The organism is Paraburkholderia bryophila (assembly GCF_013409255.1).
Lineage (GTDB): Bacteria > Pseudomonadota > Gammaproteobacteria > Burkholderiales > Burkholderiaceae > Paraburkholderia.
Genome location: NZ_JACCAS010000001.1, coordinates 75418 through 99667, shown reverse-complemented (window position 1 = coordinate 99667; position 24250 = coordinate 75418). Strand labels below are relative to the sequence as shown.

Annotated in this window: 22 protein-coding genes; 6 read left to right on the top strand and 16 right to left on the bottom strand. The window is 62.3% G+C overall.

Annotated features, from left to right (window positions below; translation table 11 throughout):
- Nucleotides 1-20: 20 nt before the first annotated feature.
- The 6 genes from GGD40_RS00395 to GGD40_RS00375 form a co-directional block, all read right to left on the bottom strand.
- Nucleotides 21-1211 carry an NAD(P)H-dependent flavin oxidoreductase gene (locus tag GGD40_RS00395; RefSeq protein ID WP_179703999.1) on the bottom strand — a complete coding sequence of 397 codons (1191 nt, stop codon included), beginning with the start codon at nt 1209-1211 and terminating at the stop codon, nt 21-23.
- A 200-nt stretch (nt 1212-1411) separates the two neighbouring features.
- Nucleotides 1412-2752, bottom strand: coding sequence for a type VI immunity family protein (locus GGD40_RS00390; RefSeq protein ID WP_179742442.1), 1341 nt, complete (start codon nt 2750-2752; stop codon nt 1412-1414).
- Between the two features lie 36 nt (nt 2753-2788).
- Nucleotides 2789-3247 carry a hypothetical protein gene (locus GGD40_RS36730; protein WP_257030300.1) on the bottom strand — a complete coding sequence of 153 codons (459 nt, stop codon included), beginning with the start codon at nt 3245-3247 and terminating at the stop codon, nt 2789-2791.
- Nucleotides 3244-4050 (bottom strand): VRR-NUC domain-containing protein, encoded by an 807-nt coding sequence (locus GGD40_RS36725; RefSeq protein WP_257030299.1) that lies wholly within the window; start codon nt 4048-4050, stop codon nt 3244-3246. Before GGD40_RS36725 ends, GGD40_RS36730 begins: the two co-directional genes overlap by 4 nt.
- Nucleotides 4051-4767: 717 nt before the next feature.
- Nucleotides 4768-6360, bottom strand: coding sequence for an ABC-F family ATPase (locus tag GGD40_RS00380; RefSeq protein WP_179742441.1), 1593 nt, complete (start codon nt 6358-6360; stop codon nt 4768-4770).
- 83 nt (nt 6361-6443) lie between these two features.
- Nucleotides 6444-7394, bottom strand: coding sequence for an NAD(P)-dependent oxidoreductase (locus GGD40_RS00375; protein WP_373565239.1), 951 nt, complete (start codon nt 7392-7394; stop codon nt 6444-6446).
- A 232-nt stretch (nt 7395-7626) separates the two neighbouring features.
- On the opposite strand from GGD40_RS00375, the gene GGD40_RS00370 reads away from it, so the two are divergent.
- Nucleotides 7627-7833 (top strand): dodecin, encoded by a 207-nt coding sequence (locus tag GGD40_RS00370; protein WP_035545955.1) that lies wholly within the window; start codon nt 7627-7629, stop codon nt 7831-7833.
- 210 nt (nt 7834-8043) lie between these two features.
- Here GGD40_RS00370 and GGD40_RS00365 read toward each other — a convergent pair whose 3' ends face one another.
- The 4 genes from GGD40_RS00365 to GGD40_RS00350 form a co-directional block, all read right to left on the bottom strand.
- Nucleotides 8044-9138, bottom strand: coding sequence for a BMP family ABC transporter substrate-binding protein (locus GGD40_RS00365; protein WP_105510668.1), 1095 nt, complete (start codon nt 9136-9138; stop codon nt 8044-8046).
- A 68-nt stretch (nt 9139-9206) separates the two neighbouring features.
- Nucleotides 9207-10136 carry an ABC transporter permease gene (locus GGD40_RS00360; protein ID WP_035545959.1) on the bottom strand — a complete coding sequence of 310 codons (930 nt, stop codon included), beginning with the start codon at nt 10134-10136 and terminating at the stop codon, nt 9207-9209.
- A gap of 40 nt (nt 10137-10176) precedes the next feature.
- Nucleotides 10177-11283 carry an ABC transporter permease gene (locus tag GGD40_RS00355; protein WP_179742440.1) on the bottom strand — a complete coding sequence of 369 codons (1107 nt, stop codon included), beginning with the start codon at nt 11281-11283 and terminating at the stop codon, nt 10177-10179.
- Nucleotides 11284-11368: 85 nt separating this feature from the next.
- On the bottom strand, nt 11369-12970 hold the full coding sequence (locus GGD40_RS00350) for an ABC transporter ATP-binding protein (protein ID WP_179703994.1): 1602 nt from the start codon (nt 12968-12970) through the stop codon (nt 11369-11371).
- A gap of 251 nt (nt 12971-13221) precedes the next feature.
- On the opposite strand from GGD40_RS00350, the gene GGD40_RS00345 reads away from it, so the two are divergent.
- Complete coding sequence (locus GGD40_RS00345) at nt 13222-14154, top strand: LysR substrate-binding domain-containing protein (RefSeq protein WP_172176057.1); 933 nt, start codon at nt 13222-13224, stop codon at nt 14152-14154.
- Between the two features lie 96 nt (nt 14155-14250).
- Here the strand turns inward: GGD40_RS00345 and GGD40_RS00340 are convergent, their stop codons facing one another.
- On the bottom strand, nt 14251-15639 hold the full coding sequence (locus GGD40_RS00340) for an 8-oxoguanine deaminase (protein WP_179742439.1): 1389 nt from the start codon (nt 15637-15639) through the stop codon (nt 14251-14253).
- A 527-nt stretch (nt 15640-16166) separates the two neighbouring features.
- Between GGD40_RS00340 and uraH the strand changes: the two genes are divergently transcribed.
- The 4 genes from uraH to GGD40_RS00320 all read left to right on the top strand — a co-directional run bounded on the left by uraH (nt 16167) and on the right by GGD40_RS00320 (nt 19927).
- Complete coding sequence (uraH, locus tag GGD40_RS00335) at nt 16167-16520, top strand: hydroxyisourate hydrolase (protein WP_179742438.1); 354 nt, start codon at nt 16167-16169, stop codon at nt 16518-16520.
- A gap of 332 nt (nt 16521-16852) precedes the next feature.
- Nucleotides 16853-18046: a urate hydroxylase PuuD gene (locus GGD40_RS00330; protein ID WP_179742437.1), complete on the top strand. Its 1194-nt coding sequence runs from the start codon at nt 16853-16855 to the stop codon at nt 18044-18046.
- Between the two features lie 271 nt (nt 18047-18317).
- Nucleotides 18318-18584: a helix-turn-helix domain-containing protein gene (locus GGD40_RS00325; RefSeq protein ID WP_035545971.1), complete on the top strand. Its 267-nt coding sequence runs from the start codon at nt 18318-18320 to the stop codon at nt 18582-18584.
- The gene (locus GGD40_RS00320) at nt 18581-19927 is read left to right on the top strand and encodes a type II toxin-antitoxin system HipA family toxin (RefSeq protein WP_179703989.1); all 1347 of its coding nucleotides are present in this window, start codon (nt 18581-18583) and stop codon (nt 19925-19927) included. The genes GGD40_RS00325 and GGD40_RS00320 overlap by 4 nt, the downstream gene beginning before the upstream one ends.
- 126 nt (nt 19928-20053) lie before the next feature.
- On the opposite strand, the gene GGD40_RS00315 is transcribed toward GGD40_RS00320, so the two are convergent.
- From GGD40_RS00315 to GGD40_RS00295, 5 genes are all read right to left on the bottom strand, one after another.
- Complete coding sequence (locus tag GGD40_RS00315; RefSeq protein WP_035545975.1) at nt 20054-20566, bottom strand: ureidoglycolate lyase; 513 nt, start codon at nt 20564-20566, stop codon at nt 20054-20056.
- Nucleotides 20563-21576, bottom strand: coding sequence for an allantoicase (alc, locus tag GGD40_RS00310; RefSeq protein WP_179703988.1), 1014 nt, complete (start codon nt 21574-21576; stop codon nt 20563-20565). Before alc ends, GGD40_RS00315 begins: the two co-directional genes overlap by 4 nt.
- Before the next feature lie 73 nt (nt 21577-21649).
- Complete coding sequence (uraD, locus tag GGD40_RS00305; RefSeq protein ID WP_179742436.1) at nt 21650-22171, bottom strand: 2-oxo-4-hydroxy-4-carboxy-5-ureidoimidazoline decarboxylase; 522 nt, start codon at nt 22169-22171, stop codon at nt 21650-21652.
- Complete coding sequence (gene puuE / locus GGD40_RS00300; RefSeq protein ID WP_179742435.1) at nt 22168-23118, bottom strand: allantoinase PuuE; 951 nt, start codon at nt 23116-23118, stop codon at nt 22168-22170. The genes uraD and puuE overlap by 4 nt, the downstream gene beginning before the upstream one ends.
- Before the next feature lie 261 nt (nt 23119-23379).
- Nucleotides 23380-24246: an aspartate/glutamate racemase family protein gene (locus GGD40_RS00295; protein WP_179703985.1), complete on the bottom strand. Its 867-nt coding sequence runs from the start codon at nt 24244-24246 to the stop codon at nt 23380-23382.
- Nucleotides 24247-24250 lie beyond the last annotated feature (4 nt).

Here is a 24250-nt window from a genome sequence, read left to right as displayed (position 1 = left end):
GCGAAACACGTTGATACGCATCAACCGAGAGAAAACGCCCATCGCCCTGCGACAGCCGGTCGCGTTGCACCGGTCAGCAAAAGCTCGATCAGATCGTGAACGCTGCGAATCGCAGTGCCGAACGGCAACGCTTCGCGGCCGCGAAAGAACAGACCGTTGGCCACGTCGCCACGCAATGCCGCCGCGAGTCGCGTGTCGATGCAGAAGTGGCCGAACTTCTCGATGCCGTCGCGCCAGCCGCACGCGCTGAGGCATTCGAGCGCGGTCGGACACGCGTGCTTGAGCGCGCCGACCCGCTCGCGGATCTTGTTTTCGTGGCGCAGATAGCGCATCAGCCAAGGGGTTTTCACCGCGCGCGCGGGCAGCCCCGTCACGCTGACGAATTCGACGATGTCGTCGGGTGTCGCTTCGGCGAGTACGCGCTTGAAATTCGGATGCGCGTCGCCTTCCTCGGTGACGGCGAACGGCGTGCCGAGCTGCACGCCGCTCGCGCCCGCGTTCAGCAGTTCGCGCACCGCCTCGTGACTATTGATGCCGCCTGCGAGAATCAGCGGCACGTCACGACGTTGCAAGCCGAGCGACGTGAAAACCGTGTCGAGTTCGTCGAGAATGCGGTGAAAGTCGAAGCGCGGATCCTGCATGTCGGCCACGTTGTTGACGCCGAGATGGCCACCCGCATGCGCCGGATGTTCGATCACCACGGCGTCGGGCAAGCGGCCTTTCTTCATCCACTTTTTGAGGATCAACGCGACGCCGCGGCTGTCCGACAGGATCGGGATCAGCGCGATGTCGTGGCCTTGCGTCATGTCGGGCAGATCGAGCGGCAGGCCTGCGCCCATCACGATCGCGTCGGCGCCGTTTTCGCAGGCAGTGCGCACGTAGTCGGCTTGCGCGCTGACCGCTTTCATCACGTTCACGGCGATCATGCCGCGGCCTTTGCTGAGCGCTTTGGCGGCGTGGATTTCGCGGGCCAGCGCGGTGAGGTTAGCCTGTTCGAGCGTGGCACGGTCGGGCGACTGGCGGCATTGTTCGACCAGATCGCGATGATGATGCCGCAGGTCGATACTGGCGATGGTGCCTAGCGCGCCTTCACGGGCGACGCTGCCGGCCAGCCGGTGCGCGGAGATGCCGACGCCCATGCCGCCCTGCACGATCGGCAGTAACGAGCGGCCACGGAGAGTGAGCGGAGAGAATGCGTGAGAGGTGAACATGACGGGCCCGATAGCGGATGGTCGAACTGGCGATCATCGTCGGTGCGGGCCGGGGGGCGTTGTTTCAGGTCAAGGTGTTGGGGGATGGCGTGGGGCGGCGGCGAGGTTTGTTGACGCGGGTCAGGTGTGAGCGCTATTGCGCGGCGCGCGCCCCATAAGAAACCCGCTTTTCCGAAGAAGAAGCGGGTTTTGCCTGTCAGTCACTGTGTATTCTCGTCCGCAGACCAAACCCAGTTTGTCTCTCCCCAACGACTTCCCGCAAAGACCGGCATGATTTCCCCCGCTTCGAAATAACGACGGCTTCCCGCCTTCGCGGGCGTCTGCCACCAACCCGCCTCGGGGCATGGGCTGCCGCCCCGCACGCTACGGCGGACCGGTTCGCGCTTCACCGGCTGAGGAACGATGGTCGGCGTAGCCGGAATCGGCGGAGCGTTCGGCAGATCGAAGCGGGCTTCCCACGCGCGTGCGTTCTTGCTGTCCGCGTTCTGCAACTGCGGGTCGTACCAGTGCAGTCCATCCGGCTTCGGGTTGCGCAGCACACGCAACACCTTGTTGACGAACACATAGGGCTCCGGCAGACCTTCTTCGGGTGCACCCAGGCGTGGGATTGGGCCGGCACGCACCAGTGTGCAGTGATTGATGCGCTCGATCTGGATGTCGGCACGATCCAATGCAGCACGCAGCGCGGTGTCGCCGCCAAGGCGTTCAACGAATACGTCGCCCATCAGCGTGTACCAGTTGATGCTTTTGATGAAACCCCAACGACCTACTTTTGCACCGGGGTGCAGGTAGTTATATACAGCCTTTAAATTATAGGGTTCGCCTTCATAGGAGGTCGGGTCATATTCTTCTCTGCCAAAGTGCGCGCAGGCATCTACCTCGATACCGCTGAACCGTTCAGCAATTGCCCACTCCTGAGCCTGCCAGTTGTGATAGTTGTACGCCGTCACGGCGGACAGTCCACCGTAGCCGCCACAAACGTCTAACTGCTCACACACGTATCGCAGAAACTGCTCGTATTGTTCTTGTCCTTCAGGGCGAGTCACCAGTTCCATCGGAACGCTAAATTTCAGATACGAAATTTCTTTTTCTTCGCCTTTGGCTACTTTGAAGCCTTCCGGAGATTCGTAATTCATCGGACTTGCACGTCCGGTTAGCGTCGCAATCTGGTAGTCCGGTGCGGTCAGGGGATTCGGTGCGCTGGACCGCATCACGCTGACCTGTTCATATTCCGGTGAATCGATGATGACCTTGCGGATTTTTTCGATCCCCTTCGCTGTTTTTCTGCTGAACTTCGCCAGGTCCTCGTCTTTGCCGGAAATCAGGTGTTCGCCGAACAACTCATCGAAGCGGTCGAAACACGCGAGCAGCCCGCGTCGCCCTTCCGGTTTCGAGCCGCCAGCAAAGTACACCGTCCCGATCACGCCCGGTTTCACCGCAAAACTATTGTCGGCCAAGCGGACACTCAGATCTTCGAGGTAGCGCGCGTAGGCTGCGAACGGCGTCAATACGACTGGTTTCGTCACTTCGATATTGCTCATGCTCAAATTTCTCACCAATATTAGCTGTGGCCACGCTCACGCAGCGGCAGCGGATACACCGAGCGCGACAGCCAGCGCCGCGACGACTGCGCCTGAGGCTGTTGCGACAATTGCCGCGAGCGCGAGCAGGATCGCCAACAGGACTTCCGCGAGCACGATGACGACCACGACGCCCGCAACGATGGCTACCACAGCCACCAGCCCCTTGATGAACGATGTGCCGATCTGCGTCCAGTTGACTTGCTTCAGCAGGTCCCACGTCATGTCAGTGGTTCGCGCGATTGCTTCCCAGCCGGTCTTTAACTGCGAAGTTGTGTAACGGTGAATCTCGTTGCCTTTCTCGTCCACCCATCGCCATGTAGCGCTTGATTTATCGACGACCCACTGCCCTGCCGTGAGTGCCCACGGCGCATGCTGCTGCAACCACGCGTGCATTTCAGCCGACAGGTAATCCGCGCCACCATTCAATGCATCCCACACGGCTGCGACTGTCACGTCGCCGGCTTCTTCGGCCCGTCGAACCCAGGCTTCGTACCATGCGGGCTCCGGAATCGGCTCCTTGCTTCGGATCGGTGCGCGCGCAGTTGTCGTTCACGTCGCTTCTGTCGCAGTTCAGCTTCACGCTGTTCCGGCGACATGGCGAGCGCTCGTACGCGGGCCTTTTCAAGATCGCCGTGACAGTCGCTCACGTCGATCACGGTCATGCGATGCGTGTATTCCCCCGGCGCTCCCGCAATTTTTCGATAGGCATCTTCTTGACCTGAACCCCAACTGTCGCCGGGAAACTTGACTTCAACCAGCCGCAACGAATTATCGATGTGCGGATTGCCTTGAAGATCGATTGGACTGCGTCCCGGCCAACGGTCAGCGGCAGTTCTCACGATGATCACGTCCGGCCGGCGCAAGTAGCCGGGCACCAGCCCTTTCGGAAACGGACTCGTGCTATGGCGACGGCCCGGACCCTTATCCACACTGGCGCTAAGAAATGGGATAGGGGCATTTTCGCCATTCGATGCGAAATTCGGCCACATATCAAAGCTGACCTCCGCTTTGTACTGCCAGCGGAAATCTGCCAGTTTTTCATCGACATGAATCGCTGCGGTCATCACGATTTGCTTGAGCATTGAGATCGTGTTCGAACCGTCCGGCAGTCTGACGTTGATGATATCCGGGGCCTTCAGTGAATATTCGATCTTCTCCTGCAAATAGCCCTTCGTATTCGGCGGCAACTCGGCATACGTTTTCCTGTCCTCGTTGACTGTCGTGCAGGTCGCGATCGTTTCCATCGTGGCCGACATGTGTCATGTCCTCCAAATGGTCGCGTTGAATGGATGGCTTACTGCCGCCCGCGAATTGCCACGCTTCGACTTAAGCCGGCTCCGGTTTCACGGCTTGTAGCGGCACTTCTTGCGGGGACGGTGTAAAGATCGGTGTCGTCTCACCGCGATCGTTAGTGATGCTCTGAATCGTCCTTCCGGCGGACGACTTAAGCGAATACGCCCAACGTGGAGACGCAGTCGAGCACGAACAGGTAATCACGGCTAATTCGCGCAATTTTACGTATTACGATCGTGCGAAGGCAATCAGACAACTGTGACATTTTGCAAAGGGCAAACCAATTCAATGCGGAACGAATATCGAGGCAATTATTGAATTGCACAGGCATTTATTCCGCCTTTTTCAGTGATTGAACGGCCGGTTTTTCAGACGCGCGCAGTATTCGACAATGTGCTTTCTTCGAAACGCTGCGGCTTACGACAGACAGTGAGCGCGAGTGAACCGAATCCGGAAATCGGTTGGTGGCGCACACCGTTCAAGCGCGATGGAGGGCGATATTGGAATGCAAAATATTCACATCAGTGACGACAGCAGCAGATCTTGTGCTGACGCGATCTCGTCACCGTGAATTGTGCAAGGCAGGCTTGATATTGCGAAGTGAGCGATTGCCCGGCAATCGATATGTCAACCCTTGTCCAAGGGGACAAGGGTTGACATGAACGGACGTTTTACGACAGTTACTGCACGCCCTGGCTCAGCAGGAAATCTTCATAATTCCCACCGAAGTCATTCAACGTGCCATTCGTCTTCACTTCGATGATCCGGTTCGCCAACCCGCTCACGAACTCGCGGTCGTGCGACACGAAAATCAGCGTGCCTTCGAACTTATCCAGCGCGATCTGCAGCGACTCGATCGATTCCATGTCCATGTGGTTGGTCGGCTCGTCCATCAGCAGCACGTTGTGGCGGCCCAGCATCAGCTTGCCCCAGATCATGCGGCCCTTCTCGCCACCCGAGAGCACCTTCACCGACTTGCGGATGTCGTCGGCATTGAACAACAGCCGGCCGAGCGTGCCGCGCACCATCTGCTCGTCATCGCCTTCCTGACGATAGCCGTCGATCCAGTCCATCAGCGTCAGGTCGTCCGGAAACTCTTCGTACGTGTCTTGCGGCATGTAGCCGACGTTCGCGTTTTCGGCCCACTTCACCGTACCGTGATCGAGCGTCAGTTTGCCGAGCAGCGAGCGCAGCAGCGTGGTCTTGCCCGCGCCGTTCTCGCCGATGATCGCGATACGCTCGCCCGGCTGCACGCTGACGCTGAAGTCGTTGAAAATCGTGCGCTCGTATTTCTTCGAGATTTTCTCCGCCACCACCGCGATGTTATGCAGCTTCTTTTCGTACTCGAAGCGGATGAACGGGTTCTGACGCGACGACGGCTTGAATTCCTCGATCTTGATCTTGTCGATCATCTTCATCCGGCTGGTGGCCTGACGCGCCTTCGACTTGTTCGCCGAGAAGCGGCGCACGAAGTCCTGCAGGTCGGCGACGCGTTCCTTCGCCTTCGAGTTGGCGTTCTGCTGACGCTCGCGCGCCTGCGTGCTGGCCAGCATGTAGTCGTCGTAATTGCCCGGATAGACCTTCAGCGTGCCGAAGTCCATGTCGGCCATGTGCGTGCAGACCTGGTTCAGAAAGTGACGATCGTGCGAGATGATGATCATCGTCGAGTTGTACTGGTTGAGCACGTCTTCCAGCCAACGGATCGAGTTGATGTCCAGGTTGTTGGTCGGCTCGTCCAGCAGCAGCACGTCCGGCTTCGAGAACAGCGCCTGCGCGAGCAGCACGCGCAGTTTCCAGCCCGGCGCCACCTTGCTCATCGGACCGTTGTGGTCCTCGATCGCAATGCCGATGCCCAGCAGCAACTCGCCCGCGCGTGCTTCGGCCGTGTAGCCGTCGTACTCGGAGAACTTCGCTTCGAGTTCGGCCGCGTGCATGTAGTCGTCGTCGGTCGCGTCGGGGTTCGCGTAGATCGCGTCGCGCTCGGTCATGGCGGCCCACATTTCGGCGTGGCCCATCATCACGACGTCGAGCACGCGCACGTCTTCGTACGCGAACTGGTCCTGACGCAATTTACCGAGGCGGATGTTCGGCTCAAGCATCACGTTGCCGGAACTCGGTTCCAGGTCGGAACCCAGAATCTTCATGAAGGTCGATTTACCGCAGCCGTTCGCACCAATCAGGCCATAGCGGTTCCCTCCCCCGAATTTGACCGAGATATTCTCGAAGAGGGGCTTTGGCCCGAATTGCATGGTGATATTGGCGGTAGACAGCACGGCGCGTCCCTTTGAATGTGATATCGGCGAAAAACCCAATATTTTAGCAGGTTATCGCGAATTCAACCCGCACGCGCGCCGCGTTACTGGCGCTGGACGCCGCGCGGCGTCTGCAAAACGTCGATGAAGGCCGACAGATCGGCCTCGCCGAGTCCCATCGCCGCGCCCAGTCGCAGCAGTTGCTGAACCGTCGACGACACCGGCATCGGCGTGCCGGTCTCGTACGCGGTGGCGGCCACCGTGTCGATATCTTTCTGAAAGGTCCGGAACGCGCCGATCGGCGCGAGGCCGCCTTGCGTCATGCGCGGCACGAAAATCTGCAGCAGCACGGAGTCGGCCCAGCCGCCGGCGAGGCCTTCGGTCAGTTTGGCGGCGTCGATGCCGCTGCGTTGCGCGAGGCTCACGGCTTCGGCGATCGCCGCGAGCGTGGCGGTGACGATGGTTTGGTTGCACAGTTTGGTGGTCTGGCCCGCGCCGACGTCGCCCATGTGGGTGACGCGGGCCGCGTACGCGCTGAGCAGCGGCTTGACCGCTTCTACGTCGGCCTCCGCGCCGCCGGCCATGATGGCCAGCGTGCCGGCGTTCGCGCCGGCCACGCCGCCGGAGACAGGGGCGTCGATCCAGCCGATGTGTGGCGCGTTGGTGCGTTCGTGGGGCGACTGGGTCGACGCGAGCGCCACACCCGTCACATCCGCCGCACGCTGCGCGAATGCGCGCGTCGCGGCCGGCGGAATGCTGGAGTGATCGACGATCCAGCGCACGCGGCTCGGCTCGGACGTCTGAACGCCGCTCAACAAACCGTCTGCGCCGAACACCGTCTGCTCCACCGCCGCTGCATCCGCAACACACAGCAGCACCGCTTCGCAGCGCGCCGTCAGTTCGCGCGGCGTATCGACCACTTTCGCGCCATCCGCGATCAGCACTTCGGCCTTGGCGCGCGTGCGATTCCATACATGCACGGTATGCCCGGCGCGCAGCAGATGCCGGATCATCGGCGCGCCCATCAGACCGGGACCGCAAAAACCAATTTCCACGTTCGAACCTCGTCGACTGTCAGATTGAGTTGCGCGGACATGATAACGGCCGCGCGAGGCCGCCGGATATCGGGCACGCGATGTGCGATATGACTCGCTCATGCGGGTCATGCGGGTCATGCGAGCCTGATGCACTTGAGCGAACGCGAACGGGTTCGCGCAAGCGGCGTGCGGCGCATGACCCGTTGCCTATACTTTTTGAACACCAACGAAGAGAGAAAGGAGGCAGTCCATGTCCGAACACGTCTACAAGCAGATCGAGCTGACCGGTTCATCGACCAAGTCGATCGACGACGCCATCAGCACCGCAATCGCCAAAGCGTCGAAGACGCTGCGCCATCTGCACTGGTTCGAAGTCACGGAAACGCGGGGCCAGATCGAGAACGACAAGGTCGCTTACTGGCAGGTGACCATCAAGGTGGGCCTGCGCATCGATTGAGATGGAGATTGGAATTGAGGTCGGCGCGCGGCGTGCCTTGCTAAAGCCCGCGCCAAGCCCGAGGCCAGCGAGCCCCAAGCTATTAGTCCGAAGCAAAAAAAAGCTGCGTCCGTACTGGACGCAGCGCCTTAAAGCAGCGGTTGCTGAGACCGCCGCCTGGTCGATCGCAATACGTTGAAACGCGCGTTGAAGTGCGCGTTGAATCGCAACTTACTTCGGCAGCGTCCCGTCCACGCCTTCCACATACCAGTTCAGGCGTTGCAGTTCCGGATCGGCGAGCGTCTTGCCGGCCGGCACCTTCACCGCGCCGGACTGATCCTTGATCGGGCCCGTGAACACGTCCCACTTGCCGCCCGCCAGTTCGTCGCGCTTCGCCGCGACCTGCTTCTGCGCGTCAGCCGAAATCACACCGGTATTCAGATCCTCCAGGTTGACGGCTTTCTGCGGAATGCCCCACCACACCGGATCGTTCTTCCACTTGCCGTCCAGCACCTGCTGGATCGCCGCGTTGTAGTACACGCCCCAGTGCGCAACCACCGAGCCGAGATGCGCGTCGGGACCGAACTTCTTCATATCCGAATCCCAGCCGAACGCATGCACGTGCTTTTCCGATGCGGTTGCGAGCGTCGCGCTCGAATCGGTGTTTTGCAGCAGCACGTCGGCGCCCTGGCCGATCAGCGTTTCAGCCGCCTGCTTTTCCTTGCCCGGATCGAACCAGCTGTTGATCCAGATAACCTTGGTATGCACCTTCGGATTCACCGAGCGCGCGCCGAGCGTGTACGCGTTGATGTTGCGGATCACTTCCGGAATCGGCACCGAGGCGACGAAGCCCAGCGTGTTGGTCTTCGTCACGTAGCCGGCGGCGACGCCCGCCAGATACGCGCCCTGGTACATGCGCACGTCATACGTGCCGAAGTTCGGCGCCTTCTTGTAGCCGGTCGCGTGCAGGAACACCGTGTCCGGGAAATCCTTCGCGACCTTCAGTTCGAAATCCTGATAGCCGAAGCTCGAGCCGATGATGATCTTGTTGCCCTTGTTCGCGAGATCGCGGAACACGCGCTCGGAGTCGGCCGATTCGGGCACGTTCTCGATGCGGGTGATCTTGATCTTGTTGCCGAACTTCGCTTCCGCTTCCTTCGAGCCCTGATCGTGCGCGTAGGTCCAGCCGGCATCGCCCGGATTGCCGAGGTAGACGAACGCGACGCCCGGTGCGTCGGCGGCCTGCGCGGTTTGCGCGAGCGGCGCGGCGAGCGCCAGCGAGGCCGCGCCCCACGCGAATGCGGTCAGCAGATTTCTTCTCTTCATGTTTTCTCCTGTCGTGTTTATCGAATGATCTGGAAACGTCTGGAAACGGATGGTCGAAACCTGGTCGGTCAGCCTGCCGAGAAAAACGGTTTACCCAGCGATGCCGGTGCGTTCAGCCGGATCGTGTTCGGATTGCGCGAAATCAGCACCAGCACCACGACGGTCGCGACGTACGGCAGCATCGCGAGAAATTGCGTCGGCACCGGCACGCCGATCGCCTGCGCGTAGAACTGCAGCCCCGTGACGGCGCCGAACAGCAGCGCGCCGATCAGCAGACGGCCCGGGCGCCACGTCGCGAACACGACCAGCGCGAGCGCGATCCAGCCGCGTCCCGAGGTCAGGTTTTCCTGCCACAGGTGCAGATTGACGATCGAGTAATAACCGCCCGCGAGCCCAGCCATGCCGCCGCCGAACGCCACCGCGCCGTAGCGCACGCCGACCACCGGAAAGCCGACCGAATGCGCGACCTGCGGCGATTCGCCGACCGAGCGCAGCACGAGACCCGCGCGCGTGCGGTACAGGAACCAGCCGATCACCGCGAACATCAGGAACGCGAGGTAATCGAGCGGCGTGAGGCTGAAGAGCGCGGGCCCGAGCACCGGAATCTTCGAGAGACCGGGAATGGTCCATGTGTCGATGGTCGCGCGCACCGCCGCCGACGTGTACGGCTTGCCGACATACGCCGACAGGCCGATGCCGAAGATCGTCAGCGACAGGCCGGTCGCGACCTGGTTGGCGAGCATGGTGAGCGTGAGGAAGGCGAACAGCAGCGACATCGCGAGCCCGGCGCCGATCGCGGCGAGCACGCCGAGCCAGGGGTTGCCGGTGATCGCGGTGACCGCGTAGCCGCTCACGGCGCCCATCAGCATCATGCCTTCCACACCGAGGTTGAGAACGCCTGATTTTTCGGCGACGAGTTCGCCCGCGCCCGCGAACATCAGCGGAATCGCGGCGGTGACGGCGCTCGAGGTGAGCGCACTGGCTTGGTTGATATCCATGGCAATCCGGCGGGAGTCAGTATCTAGGACGTGAGCTAATTTAGTGAGCTTGCGCGGCGAGAGATCGGCGCCGCACACGGTAGTTCACGAACAGGTCGGCGCCCAGCAGGCAGAACAGCAACAGCCCCTGGAATACGCCGGAAAGCGCCTGCGGCAATTGCATCGAGGTCTGAACGGCCTCCCCGCCGAGATACAGCAAGGCCATCAACAGACTCGCGAGCACGATACCGATCGGATGCAGCCGTCCGACGAACACCACGATGATCGCGGTGAAGCCGTAGCCCGGCGACCACGTCGCCTGGAGCTGGCCGATCGGACCGGCGATCTCGCCCATGCCGGCCAGACCCGCGAGGCCGCCGCTGATCAGCAGCGAGGTCCAGATGGTTTTCTTGTCGGAGAAACCGGCGTAGCGCGCGGCGAGCGGCGCGAGACCGCCGACGTTCATCCGGTAGCCCGCGAAGCTCTTGCGCATGAACAGCCACACGAGCGGAATCGCGACCAGCGTGATGAATACCGACGCGTTCAAACGCGTGCCGCGAAACCATTTCCAGTGCCAGTCGCCGGAGAACGTGGGGAACAACGCGTCGCCGCTGAACATTTCCGACAGCGGAAAGTTCATCCCCTGCGGATCGCGCCACGGACCGCTCACGAGATAGATCAGCAGTTGCGTGGCGACATACGTGAGCATCAGGCTGACGAGAATCTCATTGGTGTTGAAGCGGCTTTTCAGCAGCGCGGGAATCGCCGCCCACGCCATGCCGCCGAGCACGCCGGCAATCATCATGGTCGGCAGAATCCACCAGCCGGTTGCCTGATCGAAATAGATCGCGACGCCGCTCGCGGCAATGCCGCCCAGCAGCATCTGCCCTTCGGCGCCGATGTTCCACACATTGGCGCGATAGCCGATCGCGAGACCGAGGCCGATCAGGCACAACGGCGACGCCTTCAGCAGCAGCTCCGACCAACCGTTCACGCTGGACAGCGGCTCGATAAAAAATGCGTGCATGGCTTCGAGCGGATCGCGGCCCACAAGGCTGAAGATCAGAAAGCCGATCGCGAGCGTGAGCAACGCGGCGATCAGCGGGACGGCGAGCTGCATCGTGCGCGAGGGTGTCGTGCGGGCTTCGAGTCGATACGGAAGAATCATGGGGTGCGTGTCGTGGTCGTTCAGGTTCTGGTTTTATGGAGCGAACGTGTTGGCGTTGGCGCTAGCGTTGGCATCGCGCTTGCGCTCAGGCATGCGCCGGCTGTTCCGCCGACGGCGCCGCGCCTTCGCGGCCGCCGAACAGGCCCGCCATCCAGCGGCCGATTTCCTCGGCATTGGTCGCGCCGGTGGCGCGCACCGGCGAGAGCCGCCCGCCCGCGAGCACCGCGATGCGGTCGCAGATATCGAACAACTCCTCCAGTTCCTCCGAGATCACCAGAATCGCCACGCCGCGCGCCGACAGATCGAGCAACTGCTGACGAATGAACGCCGCGGCGCCGACGTCGACGCCCCAGGTGGGCTGCGCGACCACCAGCACCTTGGGCGCCTGCAGGATCTCGCGGCCCATGATGTACTTCTGCAGATTGCCGCCCGACAGACTTTGCGCGAGCGCTTCGGCGCCGCCGCAACGCACGTCGAACGCGTCGATGCAGCGTTGGGCGAACGCGCGCATCGCGCCCGCGTTGATCCAGCCCGACCTCACCATCTGCTGCCGATGCGCGGTAAGCAGCGCGTTTTCCGATAACGTCATGGCCGGCACCGCGCCGCGACCCAGCCGCTCTTCCGGCACGAAACCGAAACCGAGCGCGCGCCGGCCACCCGCGCCGAGGCGCCCGGCTGCCTTGCCGCAAATCGTTACCGCGTCGGCGCGCACGCCCCGCTTTTCGCCCGACAGCGCCGACAGCAGTTCCGCCTGACCATTGCCCGACACACCCGCGATGCCGAAGATCTCGCCGGCATGCACGCCGAACGACACGTTGTCGAGCGAGGTGCCGAACGGATCGTCGCTCGCGACCGACAGCGTCTTCACGTCGAGCAGCACCGGACCCGGATTGTGTTCACGCCGCGTGTAATCGGGCAGCGAATGACCCACCATCAACTGCGCGAGCGACGCGTGCGTTTCGCCCTTCGGCTTCACATGTCCCGTCACGCGACCGCCGCGCATCACCGTGGCGGTGTCGCACAGTTCCTGGATTTCGTCGAGCTTGTGGCTGATGTAGAGGATGCTGCAACCTTCGGCCGCGAGACGCCTGAGCGTCGCGAACAGCTTGCGCACCGCTTGCGGCGTGAGCACCGAAGTCGGTTCGTCCATGATCAGCAGACGCGGGTTCTGCAACAGACAACGCACGATCTCAACGCGTTGCCGCTCGCCCACCGTCAGGCTATGCACGTGACGCTGCGGGTCGATGTCGAGGCCGTAGTCGGCGGAGACTTCGCGAATCCGTTTGGAGAGCGTCTTCAGATCGAAGGGTTCGTCTAGCGCGAGCGCAATGTTTTCGCCGACCGTGAGCGTCTCGAACAGAGAAAAATGCTGGAACACCATGCCGATGCCGAGCTTGCGCGCCGCCGCCGGACTGGCGATCTCGACCGCCTGGCCCTCCCAGCGAATCTCACCCGCGTCGGGTCGCACCGCGCCGTAGATGATCTTCATCAGCGTGCTTTTGCCGGCACCGTTTTCGCCGAGCACGGCATGGATTTCACCCGGCGCGACGATCAACGTGACGTCGTCATTGGCTCGCACGGCCGGATACTGTTTGGTGATGCCCTGAAGCATCAACCGGGGCGCCGCCTGTTCCGGCCTGGTTGCCGGCTGCGCGGCGGCGCCGTCGCTATGAAAAGAGTCGCTCATGTGATTCCGTAGTACGTCAGTGACTGCCGGTTACAGCGCGGCCGCCCGCCTTGCCGGCAGACGATCCGTCACCTTAACCGGATGACAATACCTAATTCGACCCACTCAGTCGAGCCATCAAAATTCCCCGCAAACCCACGCCACTGCGCGATCTGCGGGTATCCCTCCCTTGACGTGAACCCGAGTTCATATTAAAACGCATATACCCCCATGCCCGCTCGATCAGCCAGAACATATATTTCGGAGAAGTCATGAGTCAGCAACGCGAGGCGATCGATACGTATCTATTACGCGTCTTGCACACCCTGTTGATGGAACGCAGCGTCACGCGCGCGGCCGTCAAACTGAATCAATCGCAACCCGCGATCAGCGCGGCGCTGCGCCGTTTGCGCGACATCACCGGCGACCCGCTGCTGGTGCGCGGTAAGTCCGGCATGGTGCCGACCGAATACGGTCTGCGCCTGCTCGAACCGGTGCAGAACGCGCTGCGCGAAATCGAACGCATCAAGTTCCAGCAGCACAACTTCGACCCCGCAACCTCGATCCGTTGCTACCGGATCGGCTGCCCGGACTACCTGAACGTGCTGTTCGTGCCGACGGTGGTGGAACGCTTCCGTCAGGCGGCGCCGAACGCGACGCTCGAGTTTCATTCGCTTGGGCCCGCTTTCGACTACGAACTCGCGCTCGAAGACGGCAAGCTCGACACCGTGGTCGGCAACTGGCCGGAACCGCCGGAGCAACTGCATCTGTCGAACCTGTTCGTCGATCAGATCGTCTGCCTGATGAGCAACGCGCATCCGTTCGCCAAACGCGGCGGGTTGACGCTCGACCAGTACCTGAATGCACCGCATCTTGCGCCAACTCCGTATTCGGTGGGCCAACGCGGCGCGATCGACGTGCACCTCGCACGCGAACGGCTCAAGCGTCATGTGGTCGTGACCCTGCCGTACTTCAATCTGGCGCCGTACGTGCTGATCAAGTCCGATCTGATCTTCACGACGACGCGCCTGTTTGCCGACTACTACGCCAAGTTCCTGCCGCTCACCGTGGTGCCCGCGCCGCTCGATTTCCCGCCGATGCAGTACTACCAGCTGTGGCACGAGCGCGTGCATTATTCCGACGAAGTGCGCTGGTTGCGCAGCCTGGTCGCCGAAGCGACCAAGACCTTGATCGACAAGCCTTAACGCGTTGTTTGTCTGGCGAGTTATCGGCAGCCGTTTGATGGCGGCCGCCGGCAACTCCGCTTTTCTCCTTCTTACCCTTCTCTCTTTTCCCTTCTATTACGCCGCGGCCTCGTACAGCGTCTTCGCCAGCCGGTTGTGCTGCTCGATGACCGGCCCGAGTTCCAGCGTCGCCAACTGGCCGTCCTTCACCACCACCTTGCCGCCGATCACGCTATAGCTCACCTGCGAAGGCGCGCAGAACACCAGCGCCGCGACCGGGTCATGCAAGGCACCGGCAAACAGCGGCTGCTTCAGATCGAACGACACGAAGTCCGCCGCCATACCCGGCGCCAACGCGCCGATGTCGTCGCGATTGAGCACCTTCGCGCCGCCCAGCGTGGCGATTTCCAGCGCTTCGCGCGCGGTCATCGCGTCCGGTCCGAAGCCGACCCGCTGCAACAGCAACGCCTGCCGCACTTCCGCAATCATCTGCGCGCCGTCGTTCGACGCCGAACCGTCGACGCCGAGACCCACCGGCACGCCCGCGAGACGCATCCGCTTGATCGGCGCGATGCCCGACGCGAGCCGCATGTTCGAGCACGGGCAATGCGCGACGCCGGTGCCCGTGCGCGCGAACAGTTCGATGCCCGCGTCGTCGAGTTGCACGCAGTGCGCATGCCATACGTCGTGACCGACCCAGCCGAGGTCTTCCGCGTACTCCGCCGGCGTCATGCCGAACTTCTCGCGGCTATACGCAATGTCGTTGACGTTCTCCGCCAGGTGCGTATGCATCGACACGCCATACTGACGCGCCATCACCGCCGACTCGCGCATCAGATCGCGGCTCACCGAGAACGGCGAACACGGCGCGACCACCACGCGCAGCATCGCGTAGCGCCCGTCGTCGTGATACGTCTCGATCAGGCGCTGCGTGTCCTTCAGAATGTCCGCTTCACGTTCGACCACCGAATCCGGCGGCAGACCGCCGTCCTTCTGCCCCACGCTCATGCTGCCGCGCGCTGCGTGAAAACGCATGCCGATCCGGCGCGCCGCAGCGATGCTGTCGTCGAGACGGCTGCCGTTCGGGTAGATATACAAATGGTCGCTCGACGTCGTGCAACCGGACAGCAACAGCTCGGCCATGGCCGTCAGCGTCGAGACTTCGATCATCTCCGGCGTGAGGTTCGCCCACACCTTGTAGAGGTTCGTCAGCCAGCCGAACAACTCAGCGTTCTGCGCGGCGGGAATCGCCCGCGTCAGGCTCTGATACATGTGATGATGCGTGTTCACGAGCCCCGGGATCACCAGATGCCCACGCATGTCCAGCACTTCATCGGCCGTTTGCGGCAGCTCCGCCGTCGGTCCGACCGCGACGATGCGGTTGTCCTCGATATACAGGCCGCCGTCGCGCAGTTCGCGCCGGGCGCCGTCCATCGTGACCAGCACGTCCGCGTGCTTCACCAGCATCGTTTTCTTCGGCTTGCCAGCCGTTTGTTCCATCGTCATTCGCTTCTCCGCTTTAATGCTTCCGTGCAAAGTCGTCCGAACGCGATGTGACGGCACGCTACCGTGCCGTCGCGTCCCGTCGAACGCCGTTGGCCCGGTTACCCAGCGTATTACGCCGTCTTCGGGGCGTGTGCCGCGCTCGAGCCGTCTTCGGCCCGGGTCTGTTGCAGCGCACGGGTGTAACCTTCGACGGCCAAAATAATGCTGACAACTCACGCCATAGCGATACCCAAGTTCAGGCTGTCGATATAGTGGGCCTTTTTTGGCCCCGGTACGATCGAAACAACCGGCAATAGTCGACCGAATCGACTCGCCGTGGCTTTCATCAGGCTGTCTGTCATGCGCCAGGTATTATCTTTCCTATCTCGGGCGCGCTGAGCGGAACAACCTTTTTACAATGGCTGCCACGGCGCTCGCTTCAATTCGCCGACGGGTATGTAGCCACTGACGTGGAGCCTCGATCCGCCGCAAACGTATCTGGATCGGGCTGCCGCCGAAACCTCGCATTCACATAAGGAAAATTGCGAATGGGAAAGCTCACTACCCATGTGCTCGACACCGCGAACGGCCGTCCCGGCGCGGGCATCAAGGTCGAACTCTTCGCGCTCTCAGGCGACACCCGCCGCGCGCTCAAAACCACCACCACCAATGACGACGGCCGCTGCGACCAGCCGCTGCTCGAAGGCGAAGCGCTAGTCCCGGGCGAATACGAACTCGTGTTCGGCGCCGGCGATTACTTCGCGTCGATCGGCACGAAGGTGCCGGAGCCGCGTTTCGTCGATCGTGTCGTGTTGCGCTTCGGCGTGGCCGATGCAGCTGCGCACTATCACGTGCCGCTGCTGGTGTCGCCGTGGTCGTACAGCACGTATCGGGGCAGCTAACGAACGTCTGCCGCGAAACCCGGCGGAGACCCGGTCGAGTTCGCGCCCTGACGTTCACGCTCGATTGCATTGCGCAGATGCCTGCCGGGATGCCGGAACGGATCTCACCGCAAGCACCCGCGAAACGCAATCGAAGAACGCTGACGGCTCGACCGGCCTGATCCGATCCGACACGAAGACACATTAAAAACGACGCTGTGCGAACTGAGCGCATCGCGTCTTTCACCCCGCAGTCTGCGCAGCGACGTCATCTCCGCCGACGACCCGCTAGCCGGCTCCCCGAAGGCGCCCGCCGTCGTTGCGCGTACAACGAATCAGAAGTGGAGGAGTTCATGGAAGGATTTATCACCGACTGGTTGAATCTGGCGATTCGCTGGTTTCACGTCATCGCCGCGATCGCCTGGATCGGCGAGTCGTTCTATTTCGTCGCACTCGACAACAGCCTGAAGCCGCCAACTGACCCGAACCAGCGCAAGCGCGGTGTGTTCGGCGAACTGTGGCACGTGCATGGCGGCGGCTTCTACAACATGCAGAAGTACACCGTCGCGCCGCCGGAAATGCCGGAAGATCTGCACTGGTCGAAGTGGCCGTCGTACACGACCTGGCTGTCGGGCTTCGGTCTGTTCACCGTGCTGTATCTGTTCTCGCCGTCCACGTACCTGATCGACAAGAACGTGCTCGATATGGGCCCGGTGGTCGCCGTGGCGTCGGCGCTCGGCTTCCTCGCCGCCGGCTGGATCGTCTACGACTCGCTGTGCCGCATTCTGGGCAATAAAGACAAGGTGCTGGGCATCTGCGTCGGCGTGTACGTGCTGATCGCGGCATGGCTCGCCTGCCACATCTTCGCGGGCCGCGCGGCGTACCTGATCATGGGTGCGATGCTGGCGACGATCATGTCGGCGAACGTGTTCTTCGTGATCATTCCGGGCCAGCGCAAGATGGTCGACGCGATGCTCAAGGGCGACACGCCGAACCCGATCTACGGCAAGCGCGGCAAGCAACGTTCGGTGCACAACACGTATTTCACGCTGCCGGTGGTGTTCGCGATGCTGTCGAACCACTACGCGATGACGTACACGCATCCGTACAACTGGGCCGTGCTGCTGATCATCATGCTGGCCGGCGCGCTGATTCGCCAGTTCTTCGTGATGCGTCACCGTGGCCAGGTGCTGTGGTATCTGCCGCTGGTCGGCATCGTGCTGATGTTCTGCGCCCTCTTCTGGACCATGCCGAAGCCGATCGTGCCGCAAGCGCAAGCCGCGAACGCGCCGTCCGTGAAGATCGCCGACATCGCGCCGGTGTTGCAGCAACGCTGCGTGGCTTGCCACTCCGCACATCCGACGATGATGGGCAGCGCGCCGGCCGGCGTGCTGCTGGATACGCCGGATGAAATCTCGCAGAACGCACAGCGGATTTATCAGCAGGCGGTGACGTTGAAGGCAATGCCGCTCGGCAACGTGACGCACATGACCGACGACGAGCGGATGAAGATCGCCGCGTGGTTCGAAGGCGGCGCTGCGAAGTAACGAGTTTGGCCGGGCTTCGCGCCCGGTGTGCAGCTGGTTGGCGGGACAGGAAGCGGGCTTTTCGCGTGAGCGGAAAGCCCGTTTTTTTGTTGCCGGCAGGCGGGAAATTGTTGAAATTCCAATATCACGTCAAAAATGTGTCCCGTGAGCGACAAAATCTATATATTTTATTGATTTGTAGCCTATAGGCTACAAACGTTAATAATAAAATTGTGCCCCATGGGCTACACTGAGTGCTGAATTCAGAGAAAATGACGCCCCAAGGCTACACATGACCAATCTCGCTGACGTATCCGACATGCTCAAGGCCGTGCGCCATGAAAGCAGTCTCTCGCAGAAGGAGCTGGCGCACCGCGCGGGCGTTGCACGCACCACGGTCGCCCGTATGGAAACGCTCGCCAAAAACGATATGAGCGTCTCCGTGCTCGTGCGTCTGCTCGAAGCGGCGGGCTACGACCTCAAGTTCGTGGCGCATGGGCATGGACGCACGCTTGAAGACATCCTCGCCGAGCAACGCTCGCCGGACGCGAACCCATGAAACTTGACGTTCAGGTATTGGGCAAGAACGTCGCCACGCTTTATCGCGAGCGCGACGACTACGTCCTCAAGTACCACCGCGACGCGGGCGCGGCCGACTTCGTCAGCCTGACCATGCCGGTGCGCGAGGAAGCCTGGCGGTGGCCGCGCGATCTGCATCCGTTTTTCCGGCAGAATCTGCCCGAGGGCTATCTGCTGAATCTGATCCGCGAGCAATTCGGTCCGCTGCTCGACGGCACCGATCTGTCGCTGCTGGCCGTGGTCGGCGCGATGGGCATTGGCCGCGTCACCGTGACGCCAGAAGGCGTGGCGCCGGGCACCGATCTGCAAGCGCTCGACGTTCAGGACATTCTGCACGGCGACAACACCGCCGAGCATTTCGCGCGACTCGTGCGCGACTATGCGCGCGCGGCCATCTCGGGCGCCGTGCCGAAGTTCATCGCCCCTCAGGACACCGTCAGTGTGTCCACGCCGATGACGCTGGGCAAACCGACTATCCGCACGAGCCGCCACATCGTCAAAGGTTCGGACGACAGCACGCCGTTTCTCGGCTTCAACGAGTTCTACTCGATGCGCGTGCTGGAACGACTCGGCGTCGCGCCCGTTGCACGTACGCAGATGTCGGACGATGGCCGGGCGCTGATTGTCGAGCGCTTCGACGTCGACGTGCAGGGACTACCCGCCTATGGTGTCGAAGATCTGTGCGGGCTGTTGGGTCTGCCGCCGCACGAGAAATACAACTCGACCAGCGAAAAACTGCTCAACGCCGCGCGAGCGTATCTGCTCGATCGCGACACCTCGCGGCAGCAACTCGAGCATCTAGGCTGGCATCTGTTGACGAACTACGTGGTGCGCAACGCCGACTGCCATACGAAGAACATTGCGCTCTTCTATACCTCGGTCGACGACGTCGCCTTCACGCCCGTCTACGACATCGTCACCACGCAGGCTTATCCGCGCTTCGCAGCCAATCCGCCGGGCTTGCCGATCGACGGCCGCAAGACCTGGGCGGCCGGCAAAACGCTGGAGCGTTTTTTCAACACGCGCATGGGCATCGCGCCGCGGCAATACGCGCAGATGGTCGAAGCGTTGTGCGACTCGGCGGTGAGCGTCGGCCATGAATTGATCGAAGCGGCGCGTAACGAAACGCAGTGGCATAACGTGGCGAAACAGATGCTGCATGCTTGGGACGACGGGATGTCCTCTTTGCGCTCGCCGAAGAAGAGTCTGCAGTTCAAAGGGCTCAAACCCGCGATCGAAGCAGCGGGATTTTCCGCACCGGAGCCGGCGCAACGTGCGCGTGAAGTAATCGGGCGTTCACCGCTTCTCGGCGAGCGTCACTAGGCGGCTATGAAGCGGTTACGAGGTGACGGCGAGGCGCTCCTTTCGCTGCGCCAATGCAAAAAGCCCACAGCGTACACCGTGGGCTTTTTTCACATCGACCTGCTTGCCACAACACTCAGGCAATACTCAAACCGCCACCGCGCTCAACGCATCTTCCGTGAGCCACAGCGATTCGGCCAGATCCTGCTCATTGAGGTTGAGTCCATCCCCACCGCGATCGACCACGATAAAGTCACTCACGTCGCCCAAAGCGATCAGCGGATGGTGCCATACGCCCTTCGCGTAGTTGACGCCCTGCCAGCCGCTCGTTACGAACGCGCGAATCGCCGACTCGTCCAGCTCGCCCGCCGGCGCCACCACGACCAGATACGGCTTGTCGTTCAGCGGCACGAAGGCCTGGCTACCCAGCGGATGACGTTCGAGCATCTTCACTTCGAACGGCAGCGTGCGCGGCTGCCCGCGGAACAGGTTCACGAGCGTGCGGCCGTTCTCGTCGGTCACGTCCACTTTCGCGAGATCGTGAAAGCGGATCGTCGTGCCGAGGTTGATCGGAATCTGCTTCGCGCCTTCGAGTTCGATCACATCGCCGAACGCGGCGAACGCTTCTTTCGTCAACGGTTCGATCGCGAGCGTTTTCATGATGCGAGCGTGCCCCACAGACGCAGACGCGAAACGCCGCCGTCCGGAATGATGTTGAAGCGCACGTGCGTCACCGGACCCAGCGCCGCGATCTCGCTTTCGAAGTAATGCTGGTTGTCCATCTTCAGCTTCTGTTCGCCCAGCAACACCGGCCAGAACATCGCCTGCGTGATCAGCGAGCTGTCGGTGCCGCCCGTCACGTACGCAGCCTGGATCGAGCAGCGATCCGGATAGTTACCCTTGAAGTGCGCCGTGTCGACTTCGATCTTCCTGATCACGCCCGGTTGCGCCAGCGCGACGATCGCCCAGTCGTTACCCGGCTCGCGACGGCGGCGCGTTTCCCAGCCGTCGCCCATGTTCACGCCGCGGCCCGGCATCAGGATCGTCGATGCCGCGCCGAAGTGCTGGTTATTCGCCGCGACCAGGTACGCGCCGTTTTCCATCGCGGCCAGGTCGAACTGATCGGTGCGGCTCGCGCCGGCCCAATCCACTTGCGGCTGACCGTACACCCGCAGACGCGCGATACCGCCGTCCGGATAGATGTTCACGCGCAAATGCGTGTACGCGTTCGCGTCGCTGACTTCGTGATAATGGTGGCTGTTGCCTTGCAACGAAGTCGACGGAACGATCTCGGTCCACTGGGTCGACTGGTTCGGCACGCCGTCCACCACGCGCGCGGCTTCCACCGAAGCGGCCGGCGGGAAGTTGCCGGTGAAGTGGCTGGTGTCGAGATCGAGGCCCTTGATCACGCCAGGACGCGCCAGCTTCACGACGCACCAGTCGTAGCCGTTCGCGCGCTTGCGGCGGGTTTCCCACCCGTCCATCCACTTGCCGTGGTCGTCGTACTTGCCCGGAATGAAAACGGCCGGCTCCGGATTCAGCATGCGTTCCTTCGGCGCGAAGAAATCGTCGCTGGTCTCGAGCGCCTGTGCGCCCAGACGCGGGTCCGCCAGATTCACATAACGACGCGTGAATTCCGGTGCATTGGGGTCGAGAATCGGGAGTGCCATCTTTGTCTTCCTTAATGTTTGTTAGTGCTGAAAAAACGTTTCGGTTCGGGGTCCGCGACGCGTGAATGAAGCGTCACGCGTCGATCAGGTCGTCGAGCCGGAAACGTGCGATGCGGTAGATCTGATCGAGGCTCGCGCGCAATTCGTCGGCGCGGCTGTTGTTCACGCGCGCCTCGAAGTTCGCGATGATGCCGTGGCGGTCGAAGCCGCGCACCGCGAGGATGAACGGAAAGCCGAACTTCTCGCGATAGGCGCTGTTCAGTGCGACCAGTCTGTCGAACTCTTCCTGGGTGCACTGCGCGAGGCCCGCGCCGCTCTGCTCACGCGTGGATTCGGCGGTCAGCTCGCCGCGTACCGCGGCTTTGCCGGCGAGCTCCGGGTGGGCGTTGATCAGCGCCAGTTGTTTCTCTTCGCCCGCGGTCTCGACGAGCGACGACATCTTGCGGTGCAACTCGTCGATGCTGGCGAACGGCCGTTGCTGCGCGGCGAGTTCCGCGACCCACGGCGAGTGCTCGAAAATACCGGACAGCGCTGCGACGAACGCGTCGGTCGAGGTGCTGTTGAGTTGGTCCAGTGTGTATTGCATCGCCTTCATGCCGCAGCCCCGCGGTTGTTTTGTTGGTAAGGGTGATGTTCGCGCCAGTGGCGCGCAACATCGACGCGCCGCGTCACCCACACGCGATCGTGCTGTTCGATGTGATCGAGAAACTTTTGCAGTGCGCGGAACCGCCCAGGGCGTCCGAGCAGGCGGCAGTGCATGCCGATCGACAGCATCTTCGGCGCTTCGTCGCCCTCTTCGTACAGCACGTCGAATGCGTCGCGCAGATAGGTGAAGAAGTGGTCCGCGGTGTTGAAGCCTTGCGGGCTCGCGAAGCGCATGTCGTTGGTGTCGAGCGTGTACGGCAGGATCAGTTGCGGCACCTTCGCGCCGCCGGTGACTTCGACGTCCATCCAGAACGGCAGGTCGTCGCCGTAATTGTCCGAGTCGTACAGGAAACCGCCGTGTTCGGCGACCAGACGATGCGTGTTGGGGCTGTCGCGGCCGGTGTACCAGCCGAGCGGACGCTCGCCGGTCACGCGTTCGATCGCTTCCATGCCGAGGCGCATGTGCTCCGCCTCTTTCTCCGGCGCCATGTCCTGATAGTGAATCCAGCGATAGCCGTGGCAGGCGATCTCATGGCCGAGTTCGACGAACGCGCGCGCCACGTCCGGATTGCGTTCGATCGCCATGCCGACGCCGAACACCGTGAGCGGCAGGCCACGCTTTTCGAATTCGCGCAGAATGCGCCAGACGCCCGCGCGCGAGCCGTATTCGTAGATCGACTCCATGCTCATGTGGCGCGCCGGGTAAGCTGCGGCGCCGACGATCTCCGACAAAAACTGCTCCGATCCGGGGTCGCCGTGCAATACGCAGTTTTCACCGCCTTCTTCGTAATTCAGAACGAATTGCACTGCGACACGCGCTTGACCCGGCCAGTTGGCCTGCACCGGGTGGCGGCCGTAGCCGATCAGATCGCGTGGGTAGTTCGGGTCGAGTGGCATGGTTTGACGAATGCGTGGTGACGGTACGTAAAATTCGCGTGGGGTTGTTTGGCGTGGGTTGGCGCGCGCTTCGGCCGACAGGTTGTGGCTGCAACTTCTGCTTGCAGGTGATAGCTGCAATGCACGGCGGCACGCGCGGAAACCCACTCAAAGCAGCGCCGGCAGCAGCGGCAAAAAAACCTGTCGCGACCCCAGCGCGGAGTGGGACCAGTGTAGCGAAAACACCCGGGTGCGCCCATACACCCGGGCAGATAGTGCGTGTCAGACTGAATGTATGTGCGAGCCCGGTTTTGTAGCGTTTACCCGCAGCGAATCAACGGTTTGCGCATTTTCTTGCGGGTTCGCGGCAGAACTTCCGCCAGACCCGCGCGGCACTCGCGGATTCGGGTCGGCTTCGGTCGGACTGAAAGATTCCAGCGCGCCGTCATAGCGCTTGGCGAGCGGCCGCGCATAGTCGCCACGCTTGGCCGTCGACAGGCGCAGCGCGATCAACGCCTCCGTCCACTTCACGGCGGCCGTTACGCCTTCAATAACCGGCGCGCCCAGCGCGTCTTCAATCTCCGCGCACAATTCGGCCATGCCGGCGCAGCCCAGTACGATCGCGTCCGAGCCGTCCTCGGCAAGCGCGCGCCGACATTCGTCGAGGATGATGCGGCGCGCCGCCGAACCCGGCTTGTCGAGATCGAGCACGGCGACGTCGGTGGCCCGGACGTTGCGGCAAAAACGCTTCATGCCATAACGCTCGGCGAGATGCCACGCCATCCCGCAAGTGCGCGCCAGCGTCGTCACCACCGAAAAGCCCGGTGCCAGCACGCTCGCCGCGTGCATCGCCGCTTCCGCGATACCGATCACCGGACCGCGCGCCACCTCGCGCGCGGCGTACAGCCCGGGATCGCCAAAACAGGCGATCACGTAGCCGTCGCAGCCTTCGCGCTCGCCGGCCATGACTTCGGCCAGCAAGCCCGGCGTCGCGAGTGCTTCGTCGTAATAGCCTTCGATCGACGGCGGTCCCATGGTGGGATTCACCGCGATCACTTCGGTGCCCGGCGCGGCGACGTCGCGCGCGCAGCGGCCCATCGCGTCGGTCATCCGCTGGGTCGTGTTCGGGTTGATCAGTTTGATGCGCATATCG

Bases quoted from the DNA above. Each gene is read 5' to 3' on its own strand.
- GGD40_RS00395 (WP_179703999.1), bottom strand. From the start codon at position 1,211: ATGTTCACCTCTCACGCATTCTCTCCGCTCACTCTCCGTGGCCGCTCG.
- GGD40_RS00390 (WP_179742442.1), bottom strand. From the start codon at position 2,752: ATGAGCAATATCGAAGTGACGAAACCAGTCGTATTGACGCCGTTCGCA.
- GGD40_RS36725 (WP_257030299.1), bottom strand. From the start codon at position 4,050: ATGTCGGCCACGATGGAAACGATCGCGACCTGCACGACAGTCAACGAG.
- GGD40_RS00370 (WP_035545955.1), top strand. From the start codon at position 7,627: ATGTCCGAACACGTCTACAAGCAGATCGAGCTGACCGGTTCATCGACC.
- GGD40_RS00365 (WP_105510668.1), bottom strand. From the start codon at position 9,138: ATGAAGAGAAGAAATCTGCTGACCGCATTCGCGTGGGGCGCGGCCTCG.
- GGD40_RS00360 (WP_035545959.1), bottom strand. From the start codon at position 10,136: ATGGATATCAACCAAGCCAGTGCGCTCACCTCGAGCGCCGTCACCGCC.
- GGD40_RS00355 (WP_179742440.1), bottom strand. From the start codon at position 11,283: ATGATTCTTCCGTATCGACTCGAAGCCCGCACGACACCCTCGCGCACG.
- GGD40_RS00350 (WP_179703994.1), bottom strand. From the start codon at position 12,970: ATGAGCGACTCTTTTCATAGCGACGGCGCCGCCGCGCAGCCGGCAACC.
- GGD40_RS00345 (WP_172176057.1), top strand. From the start codon at position 13,222: ATGAGTCAGCAACGCGAGGCGATCGATACGTATCTATTACGCGTCTTG.
- GGD40_RS00340 (WP_179742439.1), bottom strand. From the start codon at position 15,639: ATGACGATGGAACAAACGGCTGGCAAGCCGAAGAAAACGATGCTGGTG.
- uraH (WP_179742438.1), top strand. From the start codon at position 16,167: ATGGGAAAGCTCACTACCCATGTGCTCGACACCGCGAACGGCCGTCCC.
- GGD40_RS00330 (WP_179742437.1), top strand. From the start codon at position 16,853: ATGGAAGGATTTATCACCGACTGGTTGAATCTGGCGATTCGCTGGTTT.
- GGD40_RS00325 (WP_035545971.1), top strand. From the start codon at position 18,318: ATGACCAATCTCGCTGACGTATCCGACATGCTCAAGGCCGTGCGCCAT.
- GGD40_RS00320 (WP_179703989.1), top strand. From the start codon at position 18,581: ATGAAACTTGACGTTCAGGTATTGGGCAAGAACGTCGCCACGCTTTAT.
- GGD40_RS00315 (WP_035545975.1), bottom strand. From the start codon at position 20,566: ATGAAAACGCTCGCGATCGAACCGTTGACGAAAGAAGCGTTCGCCGCG.
- alc (WP_179703988.1), bottom strand. From the start codon at position 21,576: ATGGCACTCCCGATTCTCGACCCCAATGCACCGGAATTCACGCGTCGT.
- uraD (WP_179742436.1), bottom strand. From the start codon at position 22,171: ATGAAGGCGATGCAATACACACTGGACCAACTCAACAGCACCTCGACC.
- puuE (WP_179742435.1), bottom strand. From the start codon at position 23,118: ATGCCACTCGACCCGAACTACCCACGCGATCTGATCGGCTACGGCCGC.
- GGD40_RS00295 (WP_179703985.1), bottom strand. From the start codon at position 24,246: ATGCGCATCAAACTGATCAACCCGAACACGACCCAGCGGATGACCGAC.